We start from the raw sequence: 19499 nt of genomic DNA, 5'->3' as shown, positions 1-19499 counted from the left end.
GGAGGTGCGGAATGTCAAGCATTCCGTACATGCTCAGGAGGTTTTACTTGATATAGCCCGCCTTGGTCATTTCGCGGGTGGTCAGCTGCTGCGCGCTCTGCAGGGCCTGATCGACCGAGATCTGGCCGGCAAGCGCTGCGGAGAACTGCTGGCCGACAGCCGTACCGATGCCCTGGAATTCCGGGATCGCCACGAACTGGACGCCGACATAGGGAACCGGCTTGACAGTCGGCTTGGTCGGGTCGGCGGAGTTGATGCTGTCGAGCGTCATCTTCGCAAAGGGAGCAGCCTTCTGGTAGTCCGCACTGGCATAGAGCGAGGTGCGGGTGCCGGGAGGTGCATTCAGCCAGCCTTCCTTTTCGGCGACGAGGTTGGTGTAATCCTTGCTCGTTGCCCAGGCGATGAACTTCTCGGCTGCTTCAGACTTCTGAGAGCCTGCCGGTATGGCGAGGTTCCAGGCCCAGAGCCAGTTGCCGCGCTTGCCGAGGCCCTTGTCCGGAGCCAGCGCGAAGCCGACCTTGTCGGCAACCTGCGACTGCTTCGGATCGGCCACGAAGGAAGCAGCAACCGTTGCGTCGATCCACATACCGCACTTGCCGGTCTGGAAGAGCGCCAGATTTTCGTTGAAGCCGTTGGAAGAAGCACCGGGAGGGCCGGCTTCCTTCATCAGGTTGACGTAGAAGGTCAGCGTGTCCTTCCACTCGGGCTGATCGAACTGCGGCTTCCACTGTTCATCGAACCAGCGGGCGCCGAAAGAGTTCGACATAGCCGTCAGGAAGGCCATGTTTTCGCCCCAGCCGGCCTTGCCGCGCAGGCAGATGCCGTAGATTTCCTTGTCCTTGTTGGTGATCTTCTTCGCAGCGTCTGCGATGAAGTCCCAGGTCGGCGCATCGGGCATCTTCAGGCCGGCAGCGTCGAACAGGTCCTTGCGGTACATGACCATGGAGCTTTCGCCGTAGAACGGAGCTGCATAGAGCTTGCCGTCCTGGCTGATGCCGCTGCGGATAGCCGGCAGCAGGTCATTCACGTCGTAGCTGTCGCCGAGATTGTCGAGCGGCAGGAGCCAGCCCTGCTTTGCCCAGATCGGAACTTCATAGGTGCCGATCGTGAGGACGTCATACTGGCCACCCTTGGTCGCGATGTCGGTCGTGACCTTCTGGCGCAGTACGTTTTCTTCGAGGGTTACCCATTCAAGGTCGATGCCGGGATTCTTCGCCTTGAAGTCATCCGTCAGCTTCTGCATCCGGATCATGTCGCCGTTGTTCACGGTCGCGATTGTCAGCGTTTCGGCCGAAGCCATGCCGGCAAACGCCATTGCTGAGCAGGCGCCCAGCAGGAGAGTTCTCAATGTCATATCTTCCTCCCAGAAGATGGGTGTGAGCATTCGCTTTGCTCATGGGCAATTACTCATCAACGGAGAAAATTTGTCAATTGGCAATCGTTGCTGCGATGCCGAACAATCGAGCTATGTTATTGATTCAAAATGGTAATATTTTTGCTCAGTTACTGAGCAAAAACTCAGCCGTCTCTTCGTCGGTAATCAAACCATTCACCTGATGGCCTGTGATGGCAGCCCTGATCGCCTTGAACTTGCGCTTGCCCTTGGCAATTCCGATGACTGTGGACGAATCGCGCGGCGGGATGGGAGCGGAAGCAACACGCTCGTTGATCGGGTTGTCGAGCAGCCTGCCGTCCAGATCGAAAATCCAGCCGCAGATCTCACCCACGGCGCCGCTGCGCATCAGCTCCATCATCTCGTCTTTTTCGAGGAAACCATCGACGCAGAGCGGGCCGTCGATGCCGAGTTCGCCGATACCGACGAAGGTCACATCCGCCTGCGCGCTGATCGCCAGCGTCGAGCGTACGAGCTGCTGGCCGTGCAGGAGTTCCCGCTCCTCCGCCGAGGTGACGAGAACCGGCAGCGGCATCGGATAATGCCGCGCCTTGACGGCATCGGCCATGCTGAAGATGACGTTGTAGTAAGCGGCTGAACCGTCAGGAGCGATATTGCCCGTCAGCGACACGATCCGATGATTGGGACATTCGATTGCCGGCAACTGGTCGACGGCCGCCTTCAGCGTTCGGCCCGTACCGACGGCAAGCACGATCGGATCTGGTCGTTTCAGCCAGCGCTCGATTTCAGAAGCAGCCGCTTCGGCAATTCCGACCGTCGTCGACGACGAGCCGGGATCGCTCGGAACGATCTCGACATGGCGCAGACCGAATTTCTTGCGCAGCTGGTTTCCGAGTTCAAGGCAGGCGGCGATCGGGTGGTCGAGCCGCACCTTGATCAGCCGTTCAGCCACGGCAAGCGAAACGAGCCGCTGCGCCGACTGGCGCGAAATACCCATGGCGGACGCGATCTCATCCTGCGTGCGGCCGGCGACATAATAAAGCCAGCCGGCGCGCGCCGCGTCGTCCAGCCGTCCGGAAGTCTCCGCTCTTTTTACCATCTATCGCCGCCGATTAATTTCTTTGAGTCTATCTGGCGCCAGATCAAAACAAAAATCGGGCAAATGTCGAGGGCGTTGAAAAAATGAGCAACCGCTTCCTTATCCAAACCACTGCATGACGATGTAGATGGCCGCCTTGACGAGACCGTAGATCACCCCACCGGCAACGATGAGCGAGACGGCCGTCATGGCAAAGCCGAGAAGCGAAAACAGCCCGTCTCGGCCAAGAATGGCAAAGGCGAAGAGCGAAGTCGCAATCGCCGGCAGGATATTGCCGAGCGGCACCGGCAGCACGAGAACGATTGCCAGAACCAGACAGCAGAAGCCCGCCAGATATTCCGCCGGCGGCTCGACGAGGAGACTCAATCGGGGCTGCAGCATGCGCTCCGCCCAGGCAAGCCAGGGATGAATGCGCCCGACGATCGTCTCGAAATCCTCCCGTCGCATGGAGCGCGCCGCAATCGCCTTCGGCAGCCACGGCTTCAGGCCGAAGGTAAGCTGGGCGGCGAGGAAGATCAGGGGTGCTCCAAGCAGCGACGAGGTGCCGGGCGGCGTCGGAAAAGCGTTCGGCAATGCGAAGATCAGCATCAGCGCGCCGATCGCCCGGTCACCCATCGTCTGGAACAGGTCGCCGATCGACACACGTTCGCGGCTTCGGTCCGCCGCCATCTGTCGCAGGATGGAGGACAGGCGCCGGCCTTTCGGACGCGGCCTGCGTGCGGTGGTTCTTTGAGTTTCGGTATTTTCGATTGTCATGAATCCGGCGTCGGAAAGGTGAATGATAGGAAGCTTGCCCATGTAATATGCCAATAGCATGACCTTGGCGGATGAAATTATCAGATCATAACGATCAGGCTTTGTTCATTTATCGAATAATCCTTGTAATCCGTCGCCAAGAGTGCGAGCAGACGCCAAGCACAGACAATTGGCAGGCTCAGATGATTATTTCATTCGATATCGGAGGCTCCGCCATCAAGGGCGGGATTGCGCATTCGGAATCCGACATCGTACCGCTTGGCCGCCGCCCGACCCCCAAGGATGACTTCCCGGCCTTCGTCGAGACGCTGAGGAGCTTTATCGCTGAGGCCGGCGAGCAGCCCTCGCGCATTGCGCTCTCGATTGCCGGTGTCGTCGACCCGGACACGCAGCGCCTCATCGTCGCCAATATCCCCTGCATCCACGACCGCAACCTCGCAGCCGACCTGGAGACTGAGCTCGGCCTGCCCGTGCTGATCGCCAATGATGCCGATTGTTTCGCCATGGCGGAAGCCGAACTCGGCGCCGGTCGCGGCCATCGCATCGTCTTCGGCGCGATCCTCGGCACCGGCGTCGGCGGCGGCGTCGTCTCGGATGGTCGCCTCATCAATGCGTCGGGCGGCTTTGCCGGCGAGTGGGGCCATGGCCCGATCATCGCATCGCAGGCAGGCACTCCGCCGGTTGCCATCCCCGCCTATTCCTGCGGCTGCGGCCAGAAGGGCTGTGTCGATACCGTCGGCGGCGCACGTGGTCTGGAACGCCTGCACAAGACGCTGCACGATCTCGATTTCTCCAGCGAGGAAATCATCGCCAACTGGCGCAACGGCGAGGAGAAGGCCAACCGCACGATTGACGTCTATGTCGATCTCGTCGCCTCGCCCTTGGCACTCGCCATCAACATCACAGGCGCGACCATCGTGCCCGTGGGCGGCGGCCTCTCGAATGTGGAGCCGCTGCTGGCGGAGCTGGATCAGGCGGTGCGCGCTCGTATCCTGCGGAAATTCGACCGCCCGCTGGTCGTGCGCAGCGAATGCCGTATCGAACCGGGCCTGATCGGCGCGGCACTTCTGGGCCTCAAGGCTGAAGCTGCATAGTGCAACTCCGATAACTGTGCGGCGGCTTTGCCGGATCGCCTAAAACAGAATTCTAGAGCGTCGGCCACATCCGGACGATCGCGGCAAAGCGCAGCCAGTCCTTTCGCAGACAGGGAGTCCAGGCCGCTTCGGCGACGGCCGATAGCCGCGGGAAAACCAGGCGATTGAAATAGGCCCGCGAGACGAAATTCTCGCCCCAGATGCAGGCCTGGATACCGCGCATCCGCTCTCTCAGCTCCTCAGCCAACTCGCCTTCGGCTTCGTAGGCATAGGTCTTTTCCGGTGGCGTGAAGCCGGCCCAGCTGGCACCCGGCTCTCGCCAGTCTTCGGCCTGCGCCATGTCGAGATAGTAGGCCTGACCCGGCGTCATGACGATATCATAGCCCTCACCCGCAAGCTCGATACCGACCTCCGGCTTCTCCCAGGCCATCAGCAGCGTGCCCACGCGATCGACGCCGCCGCCCTGCGAAACCTCGTTCCAGCCGGCAAGCTTCTTGCCGCGCTCGGCAAGCATCGCCTTGATCCGCCGGAGGAAATAGGATTGCAGTTCGGCCGTGCCCGCAAGCTTCTCACGCTCCATCAGCGCTCTGCAAAGCGGCGAGGCAAGCCAAGAGCCGTGCGGCACCTCGTCGCCGCCGATATGAATATAATCGGACGGAAAGAGCGGGAGCATTTCGTCGAACACCTTGCCGAGGAACTCATAAGTGAATTCGACCGCTGGATTGAGCGCATTGTTTGGATATCCCTGCACCGACCGGTAACCGTCCGGCGCCTCCTGTCCATCGACGAGCCGCGGGAGGGAGAGGAGTGCTGCGGAGCTGTGACCGGGTATATCGATCTCCGGCACGACTTCGACACGCAGCATGCCTGCATGAGCAACGATCCCGCGGACATCTTCCTGGCTGTAAAATCCTGAACGCGGCTCCGCGCCATCGCCGAGCTGCGGCAACAGGATTTCGTCAGGCCCGCGTTTTGCACCGATCTCCGTAAGCTCAGGATAGGCCTTGATCTCCAGCCGCCAGGCTTCATCGTCGGTCAGATGCCAGTGAAAAACATTGAGCTTGTTCCAGGCGAGGATATCGATCAGCCGTTTGATATCAGGGACCGGATAAAACTGCCGGCTAACATCGAGATGACAGCCGCGCCATGTGTAGCGGGGCTGATCGGCGATAGTGCCGAAGACTGGAAACTGGAAGGTTTCCGGATTGTGGCGCGCTCCATGCAGCAGTTGCGCAAGACTGATCAACCCGTAAAGCAGCCCACCCGCATCGTCGGTGCCAAGAATGATCTCCTGTGCCGTGAAACGCAGTTCATAGGCCGCCTCCATGATCGAGGATTCCCCCTTGAAGCGGATCTGCCGCCCCCCCTGAACCGGCTGCAGCGTGAAAGGCACGTTTTCCGCCGGAAAGAGCCGCTGGTAGAGGGCGAGCACCTTCTCTACGGCCCTGATATTCTTGGCACTCGAGCCAGCTGCCGGATAAAGCGCGACGGGCGGCATATCGTCCGGCCGCAACGACAAGAACAACGGCCAGGGCAGCAGCGAGAAGGGCTCCGTCACCTCGCCCCTCGGCAGAAGCTCCTGCAATTCGCCGCGCTCGGCACCAGCGAGCATCAGATCGCCAAAGCTGACGGGCACGTGCCGGCCATCGGCCAGCGTAAGGTAGGCGGATTTGATGCCCGACGTGACATGCTTCGGTCTGTTCGTCAGGCCTTCCACCGTAAACTGCCAGCTGCCACCTGGCTTGATGGTGAGCCCCTCAGGCGGAGAATACTCATGAAAATTCGCCACGCGCCGCTTCAGTGCCGCACCCTCGGCGACATACTTGTCCGCCACGCGAGTTAACGACGTGTAGGCAAGCGTAAAGCCGGACAGCGGTTTGGTGGACAGATTGAATAGCGTGAAGGTGAAGCGCCCAAAGCTTCCTTCGACCGGACTCCAGCTCGCTTCCAGACGGTAATCGGCCACGGCCACACCTCCCTCAAGCTTATGTAGAGCGATCTTTACTCCCGTTTAGCGCCATCGTCTTCTCGGCCGCTGGAAAATATTAGGCTTTACCGGCTAGCTGCCGAACCGGATGAGCTGAAACAAAAATGGCGCGGCCTCGACCGCGCCATTGCCTCATTCGGCTGCCAATGCCGGCGGATGATGGATATCCCCATCCGCCTCTTCCTGGTTGGCATTGGCATGTTCGTCATTCCTGGCCTTCGGCTCGCGGCCGAAGAACAGGGCATAGCCGGCCGGCAGCACGAGGATGGTCAGCACGGTGGCGACAAGGATGCCGCCCATCATGGCGTAGGCGAGCGGACCCCAGAAGACGCCGCGCGAGATCGGGATCAGCGCCAGCACCGCCGTCAGCGCCGTCAGCGTGATCGGCCGGAAGCGGTTCACAGCCGCGCTGATGATCGCCTCCTGCCTGTGCATGCCCGCCTTGATATTCTGGTCGATCTGGTCGACGAGAATGATCGAGTTGCGGATGATGATGCCGAGCAGCGCGATGACGCCGAGGATCGCCACGAAGCCGAAGGGCGCGCCGCTGATCAGCAGGGCCGAGGCCGCGCCGATGATGCCGAGCGGACCGGTGGCAAAGACGAGCATCGCCTTGCCGAAATGCTGCAACTGGGCCATCAGCAGGATCATGATGACGACGAGCATGATCGGCGCCTTGGCCGCGATCGAAGCCTGGCTTTCGGCCGAATCCTCGGCCCCACCCTGGATCTCGATCTTGTAACCTGCGGGCAGGCTGTCGCGCAGATCCTGCATGTCGTTGTAGAGCTTGGTCACCACGTCGTTCGACTGAATGCCATCGGGCAGCGTCGCGCGGACACTGATCGTCGGCAGGCGGTCGCGCCGCCATTCGAGGCCCTGTTCAACGACAGGCACGACCTTGGCGATCTGCGAGACCGGGACGAAACCGCCGAAATCCGTCGGCACATAGACCGAGTTGACGGCCGAGAGCAGCGAACGGTTCGCATCCGGCTCACGGGCGACGATCGAAACCGTCTCCTCGCCGTCGCGGAAGTCGTCGAGCGGCGCGCCGGACATGGCGGTCTGCAGCATCTGGCGAACGCGCTGCGAGGTGACGCCGAGTGCGCGGGCACGGTCCTGGTCGATGACCAGCTTCATCGCCGGCACCGGTTCCAGCCAGTCGTCATGAACGGCACCGAGTATCGGATCCCTGTTGAAACGCTCCTTCACCTGATCGGCGATCCTGCGCACTTCGGCACGATCCGGACCCATCACGCGCATCTGCACCGGCCAGCCCGTCGGCGGGCCGAGGAAGAGACGATCGACCTTGCCGCGGATATCGGGGAAATCTTCTGCCAGGATCGTCCTGAGCTTGGTGATCAGCCGCTCGCGGGCCGGTTCGTCATTGGCCATGATCAGGAGCTGGGCATAGTTCGGGTTGCGCAGCTGCTGGTCGAGCGGCAGGAAGAAGCGCGGTGCGCCTTCGCCGATATAGGTGGCGATGAACTTCTTGTCGGGGTCGTCCATCATCTTGGCTTCGAGCGCCTTGGCCTCGACTTCCACCTGCTTGATGCTGGTTCCCTCCGGCAGCCAGAGATCGACGAGGATTTCCGGACGGGAGGACTGCGGGAAGAAGTTCTGCGGAATGAACTGGAAGCTCCAGAGACTGGTGACGAAAGTGGCAAGCGTCAGCGCGAGCACGATGACCCGATGGCGCACCGCCCAACCGACTGTACGACGCAGACCGCGATAAAAGCGCGTGTCGAACACGTCATGATGATCGCCTCCCGCATGTTTGCGCTGCTTCAGGATCATGTAGCCGAGCCATGGCGTAAAATAGACCGCCACGAACCAGGAAGTCACCAGCGCAATGCCGACGACATAGAAGAGCGAGCGCACATATTCGCCGGCCGTCGATGCCGCAAAGCCGACGGGAATGAAGCCGGCGGTCGTGATCAGCGTGCCCGTCAGCATCGGGAAGGCAGTCGAGGAATAGGCGAAGCTCGCCGCATCGATCTTGACGAGACCTTCCTCGAGCTTTCGCTCCATCAATTCCACGACGATCATTGCATCGTCGACGAGCAGGCCGAGCGCGATGATGAGAGCGCCGAGCGAGATGCGCTGCAGGTCGATGCCGAGTTCGTACATGATGGCAAAGGTCGCAGCCAATACCAGAGGAATGGCGATGGCGATGACAAGACCCGAGCGCCAGCCGATTGACAGGAACGAGACGATGAGCACGATGGCGAGCGCTTCGCCGAGCGCATGCATGAATTCGCTGACTGCATCGGTCACGACGTCAGGCTGGTTGGAAATCTGATCGACCGAGACGCCGTAAGGCAGCGAGTCCTCGAAGCGTTTGTAGGTCGCGTCCACGTCCTTGCCGACGTCAGTGACCTTGAAGCCCTTGGCCATGACGACGCCGACCTGCACGCTATCGTGCCCGTTATACCGGTACTTGCGCTGGTAGGGATCTTCGAGGCCGGAGGTGACGGTGGCGATATCGCCGAGGCGCGTCACCTGATTGCCGGAGCGCAGGCGCAGTTCGCGGATATCTTCTACCTTGTGGACATTGCCTTCGACCGAGATACGCACCGAACGTAGACCGGTATCGACATTGCCCGCGGGGTCAACGGCATTCTGGCCCTTGATGGCATTCTGAAGGTCGGGAATCGTCAGCCCGCGCTCGGCGAGCGCCTTGGAGGAGACGTCGATATAGATCTTCTCCGGCTGATCGCCGATGACGACGGCCTTTTCGACACCAGGCGTCGTCAGCAGCATGTCACGCGCCTGGATCGCGTACTTTTTCAGCTCAGGATAGGAATAACCGTCGCCGCTGATCGAATGCAGCGTGATGAAAGTGTCGCCGAATTCGTCGTTGAAATACGGGCCGAGCAGGCCCTGCGGCAGGTCGCCGCTGATATCGCCGACCTTCTTGCGCACCTGGTAGAAGGCGTCTGCCACCTGGGCGGAATCCGTATCACCCTTTACCTGCACGGTGATGATTGTGCTGCCGGCACGCGTATAGGACTTCACCCAGTCGAGATGCGGGGTTTCCTGCAGCTTGCGCTCGATCTTGTTGGTGACCTGGTCTTCCATGTCCTGAAGGGAGGCCCCCGGCCAGAGCGCCTGGACGACCATGACGCGGAAGGTAAAGTCCGGATCTTCCTTCTGGCCCATGCGTGTCAGGCCGAGCACGCCGGTGATCAGGATCAGCCCGAACAGGAAGCGTGCGATGCCCGGATGGCCGATCGCCCAGCGCGAAAGATTGAAGGGCCGCTTTTCAGTGGTGTTGGCGTCCATGATCCTGTTCCCTCTCCCTATTCTTTCAGCGGACGGTTGCGTCCGTATCGGCCGAAGCCGATTGCTGATCGGGAAGCTTGACCTTCAGGTTTTCGCTCATGAATTGGGTACCGGCGGCAACGACGAGATCGCCATTGTCGAGCCCCTTGGTTACGCGCACGCCATCGCCGGTGAAATCGGCGACCTCGATGCCGCGGGAATGCACGGTTGCCGTTCCGCGATCGACGGTCCAGACGACCTTCCTGCCGTCCTTCTGCGCCAGCGCGCTGAGCGGGATGGAAACGTAGGTATCCATATTGCTGACATCGGCCTCGATCGTCGCCGTCATGCCGAGCAGCACACGCGGATCGTTCGGCAGGCTGACACGCACGGCGAAGGTACGCGACTGCTGATCGGCGCTGCCTGCGACCTCGCGAACGGTGCCGTCAAGCACAAGCTTGTCATCGGACCAAAAGCTCGCCTTCACTGTCTTGCCGGGCTTGAACTGGGCGATATCGTTTTCGGGCACCGCGATCTGTACTTCCTTCTCGCCATCGACGGCAACGGCAACGACGGGCGTGCCGGATCCCACGACCTGTCCGACATCGGCATTGATGGTGGTCACGATACCGCGGTGGTCAGCCTTGAGTTCCGTATAGCTCACCTGGTTCTTCGCCTGATCGAGCGCGGAAGCGGCAGCGTCGCGGCTCGAAATTGCCTGATCATGGCTGAGAGAAGCCTGCTCGACCTGTGATTTCGGCGCGACATTCTTGTCGAACAGCTGCTCGGCGCGGCGGTTGGCGATATCGGCCGTCTCGACGGCCTTTTCGGCAGCGGCGAGGTTGGCCTCGGCAGTCTTCACCGCAAGCTGATAGTCGGTCGAGTCGATCCGCGCGAGAACGTCACCCGGCTTCACCTGCTCGCCGATATCGACGAGACGCTCGGTGATCTTGCCGGCGACGCGGAAGCCGAGGTTCATTTCGGTGCGCGCCCTCACGGATCCGGAATAATCCAGTGTACGGGTATCGCTAGCCTTGGCGATCTCGACGACCTTGACTGGCCGGATAACGTCCTTGACCTCCGCCTTTTCTTCCGTGCAGCCGGCGACGCCAAGCGCGACTGCGCTTACGAGCGCGAGGCTCATGACGGACGGCATGCGGTTGCTGAAGGTCTTGAGCGAAAACATCTTTCGCACTCCTGATCGTTTCGGGTTTTCTTGACGGTTTTTGCCGCGCTTATTTTCTGAGTGCCCTGATCGCAAATTCGATCAGTTCGTCCACGGCCGCCCGGTTTGTCTTGGCAAGACATTGGGCAACCATTTGCGGGTGGCAGAGATTGATGGTCGCCGCTCCGAAGCAGCGGGAGGCGACCTCGGGGTCCTGGTCGGCGAATTCACCGGCAGCGATGCCGTCGCGGATAACGTCGGCAATCAATGCGTGAATGGAGTCGATGTGCTTCTCGATAACATGCCAGTCGCGTTCGATCGCGACGATCACCATCTCATGTACTTTCTGCTGATCGAGCATCATGTCGAGCGTCAGCTGGTACTGGCTGCGCACGTACTGGCGCAGCCGGTCGGAAGCGCTGATCTTCTGATGGCAGATATTGGCCGCAAGCTCATAGCTCATCGCCAGCATGCGTCCGCAGATCGCCTGGTGGATCTCAACCTTGGAGGCGAAGAAACGGTAGATATTGGCAGGCGACATGCCGAGGTCGCGGGCCACATCCGCGACGGTCGTCTTGGAATAGCCGTAGTGGCGGAAAAGCCGCTCGGCCGCATCCAAGATGCGGGTGATATTTTCCTGCCGTGTGACGTCCAGAGTGGTTTCCGCGATGTCATTCATGGTTTCAGGCCTGATATTTTACGACTGACGAATTTTGAATTTCGTCAGTCGTAAAATATCATCCTTCACTTGTCAATGATTTTGCGATGCAAATAAAATGCCGCAGCCTGGGCAGGCTGCGGCATCGGAACGAAAACAGGCTTGAAAGATCAGACGAGCTTAACGTCGAGCGTGATCGGAACGGCGGACAGCGCCTTGGAAACCGGGCAGCCGGCTTTCGCCATCCCGGCGAGCTCTTCGAACTTCGCCTGGTCGGCGCCTGGAATGCTGCCCGACAGCGACAGGTGGATAGCGGTAATGGCAAAGCCGCCTTCGACGCTTTCCAGCGTCACCTTGGCCGAGGTTTCCATATGGTCGGCCTTGAGGCCGGCTTCGCCGAGGATCAGCGACAGCGCCATGGTGAAGCAGCCTGCATGGGCAGCGCCGATAAGCTCCTCAGGGTTCGTGCCGGCAATGCCTTCGAAGCGGCTTGCAAAGCCGTAGGGATAATTGCTCAGCGCGCCGCTCTGGGTCGAGATCTGCCCCTTGCCGTCCTTGAGACCACCCGACCAATGGGCCGAAGCTGTACGATTGATCTGCATGCCGTCCTCCTGTTTCGATTGATTTTCGAAGCGTTGCGCCGCTCCACCGCGAAGGACACTCTGCCCTTACGACCGGCAATATAGTCCTCTATCCGCGGAAGACGACACCAGATTGAATGACAATCATCATACAAGAAGATTGCCTGTGTATGATGATTGCTTTAGAAGACGGGTCACGAGGAATTTCCGATGCAATCAGCACCGAGACGCGATGAAAAAGCCTCGGCGCCCGAGCGCCGGCCGCGCGTCCGCCGTAACGTCACGGCGGCGATCGCCGGCGATATCTGCGCCAATCGCTATCCCGCCGGCACGCTGCTGCCGCGCGAAAACGATCTCTGCGACCTCTATGGCGTTAGCCGCACCGTCATCCGCGAATCCCTGAAGGTTCTGGAATCCAAGGGGCTGGTGCGCGGCAGGCCGCGCATCGGCACTACCGTCTGCGACAAGGACGAATGGAACATCCTCGATCAGGATGTGCTGGAATGGATGGGACCGCATCTCGGCGATTTCGACCTGCTTGCCAGCATCCTCGAAGCCCGCCGCACCATCGAGCCGGCTGCCGCCGAATATGCTGCAAGCCGCGCCAGCACGCAGGAAATCGCCGATCTCGAAGAGGCCTGGCAGCGCATGCAATCGGCGAGCGACGATTCCGAGGCCTTCACCGAGGCTGATCTGCTCTTTCATACGGTGCTTCTGAAGGCGAGCCACAACCAGGTCTTCCACCGCCTCTCCAGCGCCATCCATGCCGCCCTGAAATTTGCGCTCCATGCCTCGAATGTCGCGATGCCCGATCACCGCGAGGCACTTGCCCTGCATGGCAAGGTGGTCGAGGCACTGCGCCTGCGGGATGCGTCGGGCGCGCGCGATTGCGTCAACCGAATCCTCGACCTCGCCAAACGCGACCTCACCGCCGCCGGCCGGACGAAATAACCGAACTCAGAACAATATCGGCGGCTCGGCCGCTGATGGGAACACGAAGCGAAACGAAAGCACGATTTCCATGAAGATCACCAAACTGACCACCTATATCGTCCCGCCGCGCTGGTTGTTTCTGAAGATCGAAACCGACGAGGGTATTGTCGGCTGGGGCGAACCTGTCGTCGAAGGCCGGGCGCTGACTGTCGAGGCGGCCGTCCACGAACTCGCCGACTATCTTGTTGGCAAGGATCCCTTCCTGATCGAAGACCATTGGACAGTGATGTATCGCGGCGGCTTCTATCGCGGCGGCGCCATCCATATGTCGGCGATATCGGGCATCGACCAGGCGCTCTGGGACATCAAGGGCAAGGCGCTCGGCCAGCCGATCCATTCGCTGCTCGGCGGCCAGGTGCGCGACCGCATCAAGGTCTACTCCTGGATCGGCGGCGACCGCCCCTCCGACGTCGCCCGCAATGCCAAGGACGTCGTCGCCCGCGGCTTCAAGGCCATCAAGCTCAACGGCTGCGAGGAAATGCAGATCGTCGATACCAACGAGAAGATCGATAAGGCGGTGGAAACCATCGCCACGATCCGCGAGGCGATCGGCCCGCATGTCGGTATCGGTGTCGATTTCCACGGCCGCGTCCACAAACCCATGGCAAAGGTTCTTGCCAAGGAACTCGAACCCTACAAACTGATGTTCATCGAGGAGCCGGTTCTCTCCGAACACCGCGAAACCCTGAAGGAAATCGCCAACCATTGCTCGACACCGATCGCGCTCGGCGAACGCCTCTTTTCCCGCTGGGACTTCAAGTCGGTTCTCTCCGACGGCTATGTCGATATCATTCAGCCGGATCTGTCGCATGCCGGCGGCATCACCGAATGCCGCAAGATCGCTGCCATGGCCGAAGCCTATGACGTGGCGCTCGCCCCGCATTGCCCGCTCGGTCCGATCGCGCTTGCCGCCTGCCTGCAGGTCGATGCCGTCTCTTACAATGCCTTCATTCAGGAACAGAGCCTCGGCATCCACTACAACAAGGGCAACGACATCCTGGATTACATCTCCAACAAGGAAGTCTTCCAGTATGCCGACGGTTTCGTCTCCATCCCGCAAGGCCCCGGCCTCGGCGTCGAAGTGGACGAAGCCTATGTCATCGAGCGCGCCAAGGAAGGCCACCGCTGGCGCAACCCGATCTGGCGCCACGAGGACGGCAGTTTCGCCGAATGGTAAGCGAAAGGGCCGCAAAAGCGGCCCTTTTTCATTCGCCCTGTCGGATAACGGACAGCTTGTCCGTCATAGTGGAAACTCAAAGAGGAGATTTCACATGTCCAGAGCAATCGCAATCCTTATTGCCCGCATCATCTTCAGCTTCATCTTCTTCATGGCGGCCGGCTTCAAATTCGCCGACATCGGCGCGACGGCAGCCTATATCACCGCGGCCGGCTTTCCGGCGGCGACATTCTTCACCTGGATCGCTGCTTTCTTCGAGACCGCGCTGGCGCTCGCCTTCATATCAGGCGCCTTCTTCAGCGAGGCCAGCCTGCTTGCCGGCATCTACGTGATCTTCCTCGCCTTTTCCTTCCATGGTCCGTCGCTCTGGCAGCAGAACCAGGCCGAGTTCGGCTTTTTCGTCGATCACTTCAGTTTCCTGGCGGGCCTGCTCTTTGCCGCCGTTCACGGACCGGAGAAATGGGCGCTGCGTCACAGCGTTCTGAAATAGCCGCCATCGCCCCGAAGTACGGAACCAAGAGCCGCCCTGATCATTGCCTTACCGGCAACCGCAAATAGGAGCGGCTCATGGAGTTGCAGGGAAAGACCGCATTGGTGACCGGCGCGGGCTCCGGCATCGGCAAGGCAACCGCATTGAAGCTCGCGGCCGAAGGCGCAAAGGTTGCGGTGCTGAGCCGCACCGAGAGCGAGGTGCGACAGACCTGCAAGGAGATCATCGCCGCCGGCGGCCAGTCGATCGAGCTGACCGCCGATACCAGTGACGAAACCCAGATGCGCACCGCCATCGGAAAAATGACCGAGACTTTCGGCGGCATCGACATCGTCATCGCCAATGCCGGTATCAATGGCGTCTGGGCGCCGATCGATGACCTCAAGCCCGACGAATGGGATCGGACCATGGCCGTCAACCTGCGCGGCACTTACATGACCCTGCATCTCACCGTGCCCTATCTGAAGATGAACGGCGGCTCGATCGTCGTGGTCTCCTCCATCAATGGCACACGTACCTTCACCACGCCGGGCGCCACCGCCTATACCGCAACCAAAGCCGGTCAGGTCGCAATGGTCCAGCAACTCGCGCTCGAACTCGGCAAACATGGCATCCGCGTCAATGCCGTCTGCCCCGGAGCAATCGAGACCAGCATCGCCGCCAACACCACCACACGTCATCGCGAAGAAACCGAAGTACCCGTCATCTGGCCGGAAGGCGAAATCCCGATCACCGGCGGCAAGGCGGGGTCGAGCGACGATGTCGCCGAAACGATCCTCTTCCTGGCCTCCGAGCGTGCCCGGCATATTACCGGCACGCCCGTCTGGATCGATGGCGGACAAGGATTACTGCGCTAGGAGCAATTCCAAGCAAAACTGCGCAGCGATTTTACGTCCGGAATTGCGTTAAAACAAGAAGATAGAGCCATTCTGGCGAGCAGCGAACATTGCTTGGCTCAAACGGATCAGTCCATCGCTCAGGCAATGAATTCGAGCCGCTGGGCATACCTCTGGCCAACAGGATCATCGGCAGAGTGCATAGGATGCATGGCTTGCATAGTTTTTTTATTACCTACGCGGAGAAATGTCAGACATCCATATGACACACAACGAATCTGACATTTCCCAGTAAGCGTAGAAAACTGCCTATGCACCCCCTGCACCCTATGCAGGCCCTGAAACTGAATGGGTCTTGCTGGTCAGCCGTTCAACCGCGCGCTTTCCAGCGTATAGAGCAGCTGCGGGCGCTTGACCCCACGCAGTGCATAGCGGCCGATACAGGCGAGAAGATTGCGCTCCGACTCGGGGATCGCCGCCTCGAAATCCGACGACATCAGCACGTTGAGATCGACCGACCGGCAGATCGAGGCAATGCGGCTCACCTCGTTGACGGCCGGGCCGATGACCGTGAAGTCCAGGCGGTCCTGGCTGCCGATATTGCCGTAGAAGACATCGCCGATATGCAGGCCGATATAGACATCCGTCGTCGGCCGCCGGTCCACTTCGCGTACGGCGTTGAGTGCTGCAAGCTTCTGCCGAAGCAGGCGCTCTGCCTTCAGTGCCGCAGAACAGCTTTCTGCCGGCTCCTCGCCCTTGAAGATAGCAAGCACCCCGTCGCCGATCAGCTTCAGCACGTTGCCGCCGGCCTCATGGATCGCGGTGATCACGGCCTCGCTATATTCGTTGAGCAGCGGAATGATCTCTTCCGGCGGAGAATTGTCCGAGATCTTCGTGTAGTTCAAAAGGTCGGAGAACCAGAGGGCTGCCGAAATGCGCTCGGTCTTGCCGCGCGAGATCTTGCCGTCCATCACCTGGCGCGCCGCATCCTCGCCGAGATAGACCTCGGCGATCGTGCGGGCGATACGGGCGAGCGCCACGCATTTGATTGCCAGCCCCAGCACCGGCACCAGTTTGCGCAGGATCGCAAGATCCTGATCGGAAAAGCCTTCCGGATGTTTGGTCGAGAAATGCGAGAAGAAGCAATCCATCTCGCCGATCGTGCCGGCCTCGGCAAAGCGATGCGCCATGGCGACGTAATCGGTATGACCGAGCTTATAGATCTGATCCAGCATGATGAAATCGGTCGGATCACCGAAGCCGATCCTGCGCCGCACCTCTCGATCTCCGCTGGTCCAGAGATGGTAGAAGGCCGACCGACGCCAGGTATCCAGCCCCTGACCCTCGCTCGAAGGGCCATATTCGAATTCGCCCTCGAAATCCTCGACACTATCCCAGCGAAAGGCGCGGCCTTCATGCACGGGGTGAAGCGTGTCCATCAGCGCCATGGCGCGATCGAGCCGCATGCCGGCATTGCGGCAGGCTTCGCAGAAGCCGGCAAGCAACTCAGCTTCGGTCGCACCGTTCAGCCCCTGTTCCGTCACCCATGCTGCGATTGTGCCGACGTCGCTGTGATCCATGCGCTCTCCTCGCTGTCCGCAAGCTGTAGCGTGAATCTGCCGCAGATGGAAAGACAATCAACCCGAACAGACTATTGGCTCGTCGGCATATTATAGGGCGTAACGATTTCGACGGCTGAAAATGACGCCGGCGCCGTCCGGATGACAGGGGTTACGCGGGCCATGATCGCGCGGAAAGCCGAACGCGCATCGGTTCTGAGATCGTGATGCAGCACGAAATCGATCCGCCGTTCCCCAAGCAAGACGCGATTATCAGCATCGAGATCATGCGCCACGAAGACCGAGATAGGCCGGCCTGCAGCCTCGAAGGCGGCGAGCACCGCGCGATTCCCGCCGCCGACCGAATAGACGGCGTTGATCGAGGGATCATCGGCAAGGGCTGCGGCAACGAGCGTGCCCGTCGCCGCATCGGTGCCATGCCCCTCGCTGACTTCGATGATGCCGATCAAGGGATAATGGGCGCGGATCACCCGGCGAAAGCCGATCTCCCGCTCTTCCTCGCCCCTGAACCGGCCGCTTGAGAGCGTCACCAGCGCCTTGCCGCCGGAAGCGCCGAGCAGCCGGCCGATGAGATAGGCCGCCGTCTCCCCCGCCGCCCTGTTGTCAGCGCCGGCATAGGCTGACCGCGCAGAATTCGGCAGGTCGGTGACAAGGGTGACAACAGGGATATCGGCAACATCGAGTCTTGCAACGGCTGCGACAATCTCAGGCACATCAGGCGCCTTCAGCACGATGCCATGCGTGCCGCGTAGCCGGATCCGGTCGAGAAGCTGCACCAGTTCCGCCGCCCGCATCACTTCCGCGAAATGGAAGCGGCAACGGAAAACCGTCGGCAGGAAAGTCGCAACCTCCGTTTCGAAGGCAGCCCGCACCGCCGTGCTGAACCTGTCAGGCGTCTCCATGACGATATCGATCGTAAGCTTGCGGCCGGCTACGTCGGCGCCCGCCTGCTTTTCCAACTCGGCAATAGCTGCCTTTACCCGCATCTCCGTCTGCCGCCGCACGCCGGGCCGGCCATTCAGCACCCGGTCGACGGTCGCCGTACTGAGGCCGGCCTGGAAAGCGATATCCTTGACGAGGAAGGGATGGGCCATGGCCGTCGTTACATCTTGGTGTTCTGATGGATTTTTGATGGATTCCTGATCTACATCAGGATCGCCGTCGGCGTATAGTCTCTTCATCGGACATGGAGGAGCACCCGATGAAATCAGACAACCAGCAGAAACTGCGCGCCGACCGTGTCTGGCTGACCGAAGACGCCTGCGACCTCAGCGATTTCCGCGCGCTTGCCGAAAAGACCACTGTACTGGCCGATTATCCGACGGCCGCAGCCGTCGAAAAGAACGTACTGATCTATGACAGCCGCAAAGTGATCGAGGCGGCCTCGACGCTGGAAGGCCGTCGCGCCGTTCTTGCCGAAATCTGCGAAGCCTTCGGCGTCGGCCCCGGCGTCGTCGTCTTCAAGCACGCCTATGAGGATACCGGCATCATCGACCGGGCGAGTGCGATCTTCGACGAGATCATCGAGGAGCAGCACCGTACCTCGACCGGCGGCGGCGATCATTTCGCCAAGCCGGGCGCCAATGACCGCATCTGGAACTCGCTGGAAAAGCATTGCCTTGCCGACCCCGAGAATTTCGCCCGCTACTACGGCAATGCCATCGTGGCGCTGGCAAGCGAGGCATGGCTCGGCCCGCACTACCAGATGACGGCGCAGGTCAACCGCGTGAACCCGGGCGGTGCGGCGCAATCGGCTCACCGCGACTATCACCTCGGCTTCCAGTCCTCCAAGGTGATTGAGCAATTCCCGGCCCATGTGCACCGCCTCTCGCCGGTGCTGACCCTGCAGGGCGCCGTTGCCCATTGCAACATGCCGCTTGAAAGCGGCCCGACGCTTTTCCTGCCGCACAGCCAGACCTACGAGCCGGGCTACCTCGCCCTCAAGCGCCAGGAATTCAAGGATTATTTCGAGCAGAACCATATCCAGCTGCCGCTGGAAAAGGGTGATGTCGTCTTCTTCAATCCCGCTCTCTTCCACGCCGCCGGCACCAACCGCTCGAAGGATATCAAGCGCGTGGCGAACCTCTTGCAGGTCTCCTCGGCTTTCGGCCGGGCGATGGAAACGGTCGATCGCGAGCGCATGAGCGCAAAACTCTTCCCCGCCCTCAAGGCCCTGAAAGCGAAGCTTTCGGCCGGCGAGATCGCCAATGCGGTGGCCTCCTGCGCGGAAGGCTATTCCTTCCCGACCAATCTCGACCGCGACCCGCCCCTCGGCGGCCTTGCGCCGAAGACCCAGGCGCAGCTTATGCATGAAGCGCTTTCGGAAAACTGGAGCGACGAGGCGTTCACCAAAGCCCTGGCCGAACAGGCAGCCAGGAAGCTGAGCTGACGCCGCCATCACCACGCCATCATCCCAGAGCCCCTTACCGCCGGTAAGGGGCCATTCGCATGTCATCAGGAGGAAAAGA

Annotated in this window: 16 protein-coding genes; 6 read left to right on the top strand and 10 right to left on the bottom strand. The window is 60.7% G+C overall.

Annotated elements, in window-relative coordinates; translation table 11 throughout:
• Positions 1-43 precede the first annotated feature (43 nt).
• The 3 genes from H4W29_RS11850 to H4W29_RS11840 form a co-directional block, all read right to left on the bottom strand.
• Positions 44-1354, bottom strand: a complete 1311-nt coding sequence (locus tag H4W29_RS11850) for an ABC transporter substrate-binding protein (protein ID WP_192729075.1) — start codon at positions 1352-1354, stop codon at positions 44-46.
• Between the two features lie 145 nt (positions 1355-1499).
• Positions 1500-2453, bottom strand: a complete 954-nt coding sequence (locus tag H4W29_RS11845; protein ID WP_192729074.1) for a sugar-binding transcriptional regulator — start codon at positions 2451-2453, stop codon at positions 1500-1502.
• 99 nt (positions 2454-2552) lie between these two features.
• Positions 2553-3131 (bottom strand): exopolysaccharide biosynthesis protein, encoded by a 579-nt coding sequence (locus tag H4W29_RS11840; protein WP_192730719.1) that lies wholly within the window; start codon positions 3129-3131, stop codon positions 2553-2555.
• Positions 3132-3391: 260 nt separating this feature from the next.
• On the opposite strand from H4W29_RS11840, the gene H4W29_RS11835 reads away from it, so the two are divergent.
• Complete coding sequence (locus H4W29_RS11835; RefSeq protein WP_192729073.1) at positions 3392-4303, top strand: ROK family protein; 912 nt, start codon at positions 3392-3394, stop codon at positions 4301-4303.
• Between the two features lie 52 nt (positions 4304-4355).
• On the opposite strand, the gene H4W29_RS11830 is transcribed toward H4W29_RS11835, so the two are convergent.
• The 5 genes from H4W29_RS11830 to H4W29_RS11810 form a co-directional block, all read right to left on the bottom strand.
• The gene (locus H4W29_RS11830; protein WP_192729072.1) at positions 4356-6269 is read right to left on the bottom strand and encodes a beta-N-acetylhexosaminidase; all 1914 of its coding nucleotides are present in this window, start codon (positions 6267-6269) and stop codon (positions 4356-4358) included.
• Between the two features lie 153 nt (positions 6270-6422).
• Positions 6423-9572, bottom strand: coding sequence for an efflux RND transporter permease subunit (locus tag H4W29_RS11825; protein ID WP_192729071.1), 3150 nt, complete (start codon positions 9570-9572; stop codon positions 6423-6425).
• A 25-nt stretch (positions 9573-9597) separates the two neighbouring features.
• Positions 9598-10737: an efflux RND transporter periplasmic adaptor subunit gene (locus H4W29_RS11820; RefSeq protein WP_183735410.1), complete on the bottom strand. Its 1140-nt coding sequence runs from the start codon at positions 10735-10737 to the stop codon at positions 9598-9600.
• Positions 10738-10786: 49 nt separating this feature from the next.
• A complete protein-coding gene (locus tag H4W29_RS11815) occupies positions 10787-11395 on the bottom strand; it encodes a TetR/AcrR family transcriptional regulator (RefSeq protein ID WP_183735411.1) in 609 nt (202 codons plus the stop codon).
• A 149-nt stretch (positions 11396-11544) separates the two neighbouring features.
• The gene (locus H4W29_RS11810) at positions 11545-11976 is read right to left on the bottom strand and encodes an OsmC family protein (protein ID WP_007820406.1); all 432 of its coding nucleotides are present in this window, start codon (positions 11974-11976) and stop codon (positions 11545-11547) included.
• A 189-nt stretch (positions 11977-12165) separates the two neighbouring features.
• Between H4W29_RS11810 and H4W29_RS11805 the strand changes: the two genes are divergently transcribed.
• From H4W29_RS11805 to H4W29_RS11790, 4 genes are all read left to right on the top strand, one after another.
• A complete protein-coding gene (locus tag H4W29_RS11805) occupies positions 12166-12906 on the top strand; it encodes a FadR/GntR family transcriptional regulator (RefSeq protein WP_183735412.1) in 741 nt (246 codons plus the stop codon).
• A 70-nt stretch (positions 12907-12976) separates the two neighbouring features.
• The gene (dgoD, locus tag H4W29_RS11800) at positions 12977-14125 is read left to right on the top strand and encodes a galactonate dehydratase (protein WP_183735413.1); all 1149 of its coding nucleotides are present in this window, start codon (positions 12977-12979) and stop codon (positions 14123-14125) included.
• 94 nt (positions 14126-14219) lie between these two features.
• The gene (locus H4W29_RS11795; RefSeq protein WP_183735414.1) at positions 14220-14615 is read left to right on the top strand and encodes a DoxX family protein; all 396 of its coding nucleotides are present in this window, start codon (positions 14220-14222) and stop codon (positions 14613-14615) included.
• Positions 14616-14692: 77 nt separating this feature from the next.
• Entirely contained in the window at positions 14693-15472 is a 780-nt protein-coding gene (locus H4W29_RS11790; RefSeq protein WP_192729070.1) for an SDR family oxidoreductase, read from the top strand.
• 341 nt (positions 15473-15813) lie between these two features.
• On the opposite strand, the gene H4W29_RS11785 is transcribed toward H4W29_RS11790, so the two are convergent.
• Positions 15814-17031: an adenylate/guanylate cyclase domain-containing protein gene (locus H4W29_RS11785; RefSeq protein WP_183735416.1), complete on the bottom strand. Its 1218-nt coding sequence runs from the start codon at positions 17029-17031 to the stop codon at positions 15814-15816.
• A gap of 71 nt (positions 17032-17102) precedes the next feature.
• Positions 17103-18125 (bottom strand): LacI family DNA-binding transcriptional regulator, encoded by a 1023-nt coding sequence (locus tag H4W29_RS11780; protein ID WP_183735417.1) that lies wholly within the window; start codon positions 18123-18125, stop codon positions 17103-17105.
• Positions 18126-18232: 107 nt separating this feature from the next.
• Between H4W29_RS11780 and H4W29_RS11775 the strand changes: the two genes are divergently transcribed.
• On the top strand, positions 18233-19420 hold the full coding sequence (locus H4W29_RS11775) for a phytanoyl-CoA dioxygenase family protein (RefSeq protein ID WP_192729069.1): 1188 nt from the start codon (positions 18233-18235) through the stop codon (positions 19418-19420).
• The last annotated feature ends 79 nt before the right edge of the window (positions 19421-19499 follow it).

This window comes from Rhizobium viscosum (assembly GCF_014873945.1).
Taxonomy (GTDB): Bacteria; Pseudomonadota; Alphaproteobacteria; order Rhizobiales; family Rhizobiaceae; genus Rhizobium; species Rhizobium viscosum.
Note: the sequence above shows the minus strand (reverse complement) of the source record. Positions and strands in the feature narration are given on the sequence as shown.

Excerpts from the sequence above, each read along its gene's own strand:
- H4W29_RS11805 (WP_183735412.1), top strand. The coding sequence starts at position 12,166 with ATGCAATCAGCACCGAGACGCGATGAAAAAGCCTCGGCGCCCGAGCGC.
- H4W29_RS11790 (WP_192729070.1), top strand. The coding sequence starts at position 14,693 with ATGGAGTTGCAGGGAAAGACCGCATTGGTGACCGGCGCGGGCTCCGGC.
- dgoD (WP_183735413.1), top strand. The coding sequence starts at position 12,977 with ATGAAGATCACCAAACTGACCACCTATATCGTCCCGCCGCGCTGGTTG.
- H4W29_RS11850 (WP_192729075.1), bottom strand. The coding sequence starts at position 1,354 with ATGACATTGAGAACTCTCCTGCTGGGCGCCTGCTCAGCAATGGCGTTT.
- H4W29_RS11775 (WP_192729069.1), top strand. The coding sequence starts at position 18,233 with ATGAAATCAGACAACCAGCAGAAACTGCGCGCCGACCGTGTCTGGCTG.
- H4W29_RS11815 (WP_183735411.1), bottom strand. The coding sequence starts at position 11,395 with ATGAATGACATCGCGGAAACCACTCTGGACGTCACACGGCAGGAAAAT.
- H4W29_RS11845 (WP_192729074.1), bottom strand. The coding sequence starts at position 2,453 with ATGGTAAAAAGAGCGGAGACTTCCGGACGGCTGGACGACGCGGCGCGC.
- H4W29_RS11810 (WP_007820406.1), bottom strand. The coding sequence starts at position 11,976 with ATGCAGATCAATCGTACAGCTTCGGCCCATTGGTCGGGTGGTCTCAAG.
- H4W29_RS11795 (WP_183735414.1), top strand. The coding sequence starts at position 14,220 with ATGTCCAGAGCAATCGCAATCCTTATTGCCCGCATCATCTTCAGCTTC.
- H4W29_RS11835 (WP_192729073.1), top strand. The coding sequence starts at position 3,392 with ATGATTATTTCATTCGATATCGGAGGCTCCGCCATCAAGGGCGGGATT.
- H4W29_RS11820 (WP_183735410.1), bottom strand. The coding sequence starts at position 10,737 with ATGTTTTCGCTCAAGACCTTCAGCAACCGCATGCCGTCCGTCATGAGC.
- H4W29_RS11825 (WP_192729071.1), bottom strand. The coding sequence starts at position 9,572 with ATGGACGCCAACACCACTGAAAAGCGGCCCTTCAATCTTTCGCGCTGG.
- H4W29_RS11785 (WP_183735416.1), bottom strand. The coding sequence starts at position 17,031 with ATGGATCACAGCGACGTCGGCACAATCGCAGCATGGGTGACGGAACAG.
- H4W29_RS11780 (WP_183735417.1), bottom strand. The coding sequence starts at position 18,125 with ATGGCCCATCCCTTCCTCGTCAAGGATATCGCTTTCCAGGCCGGCCTC.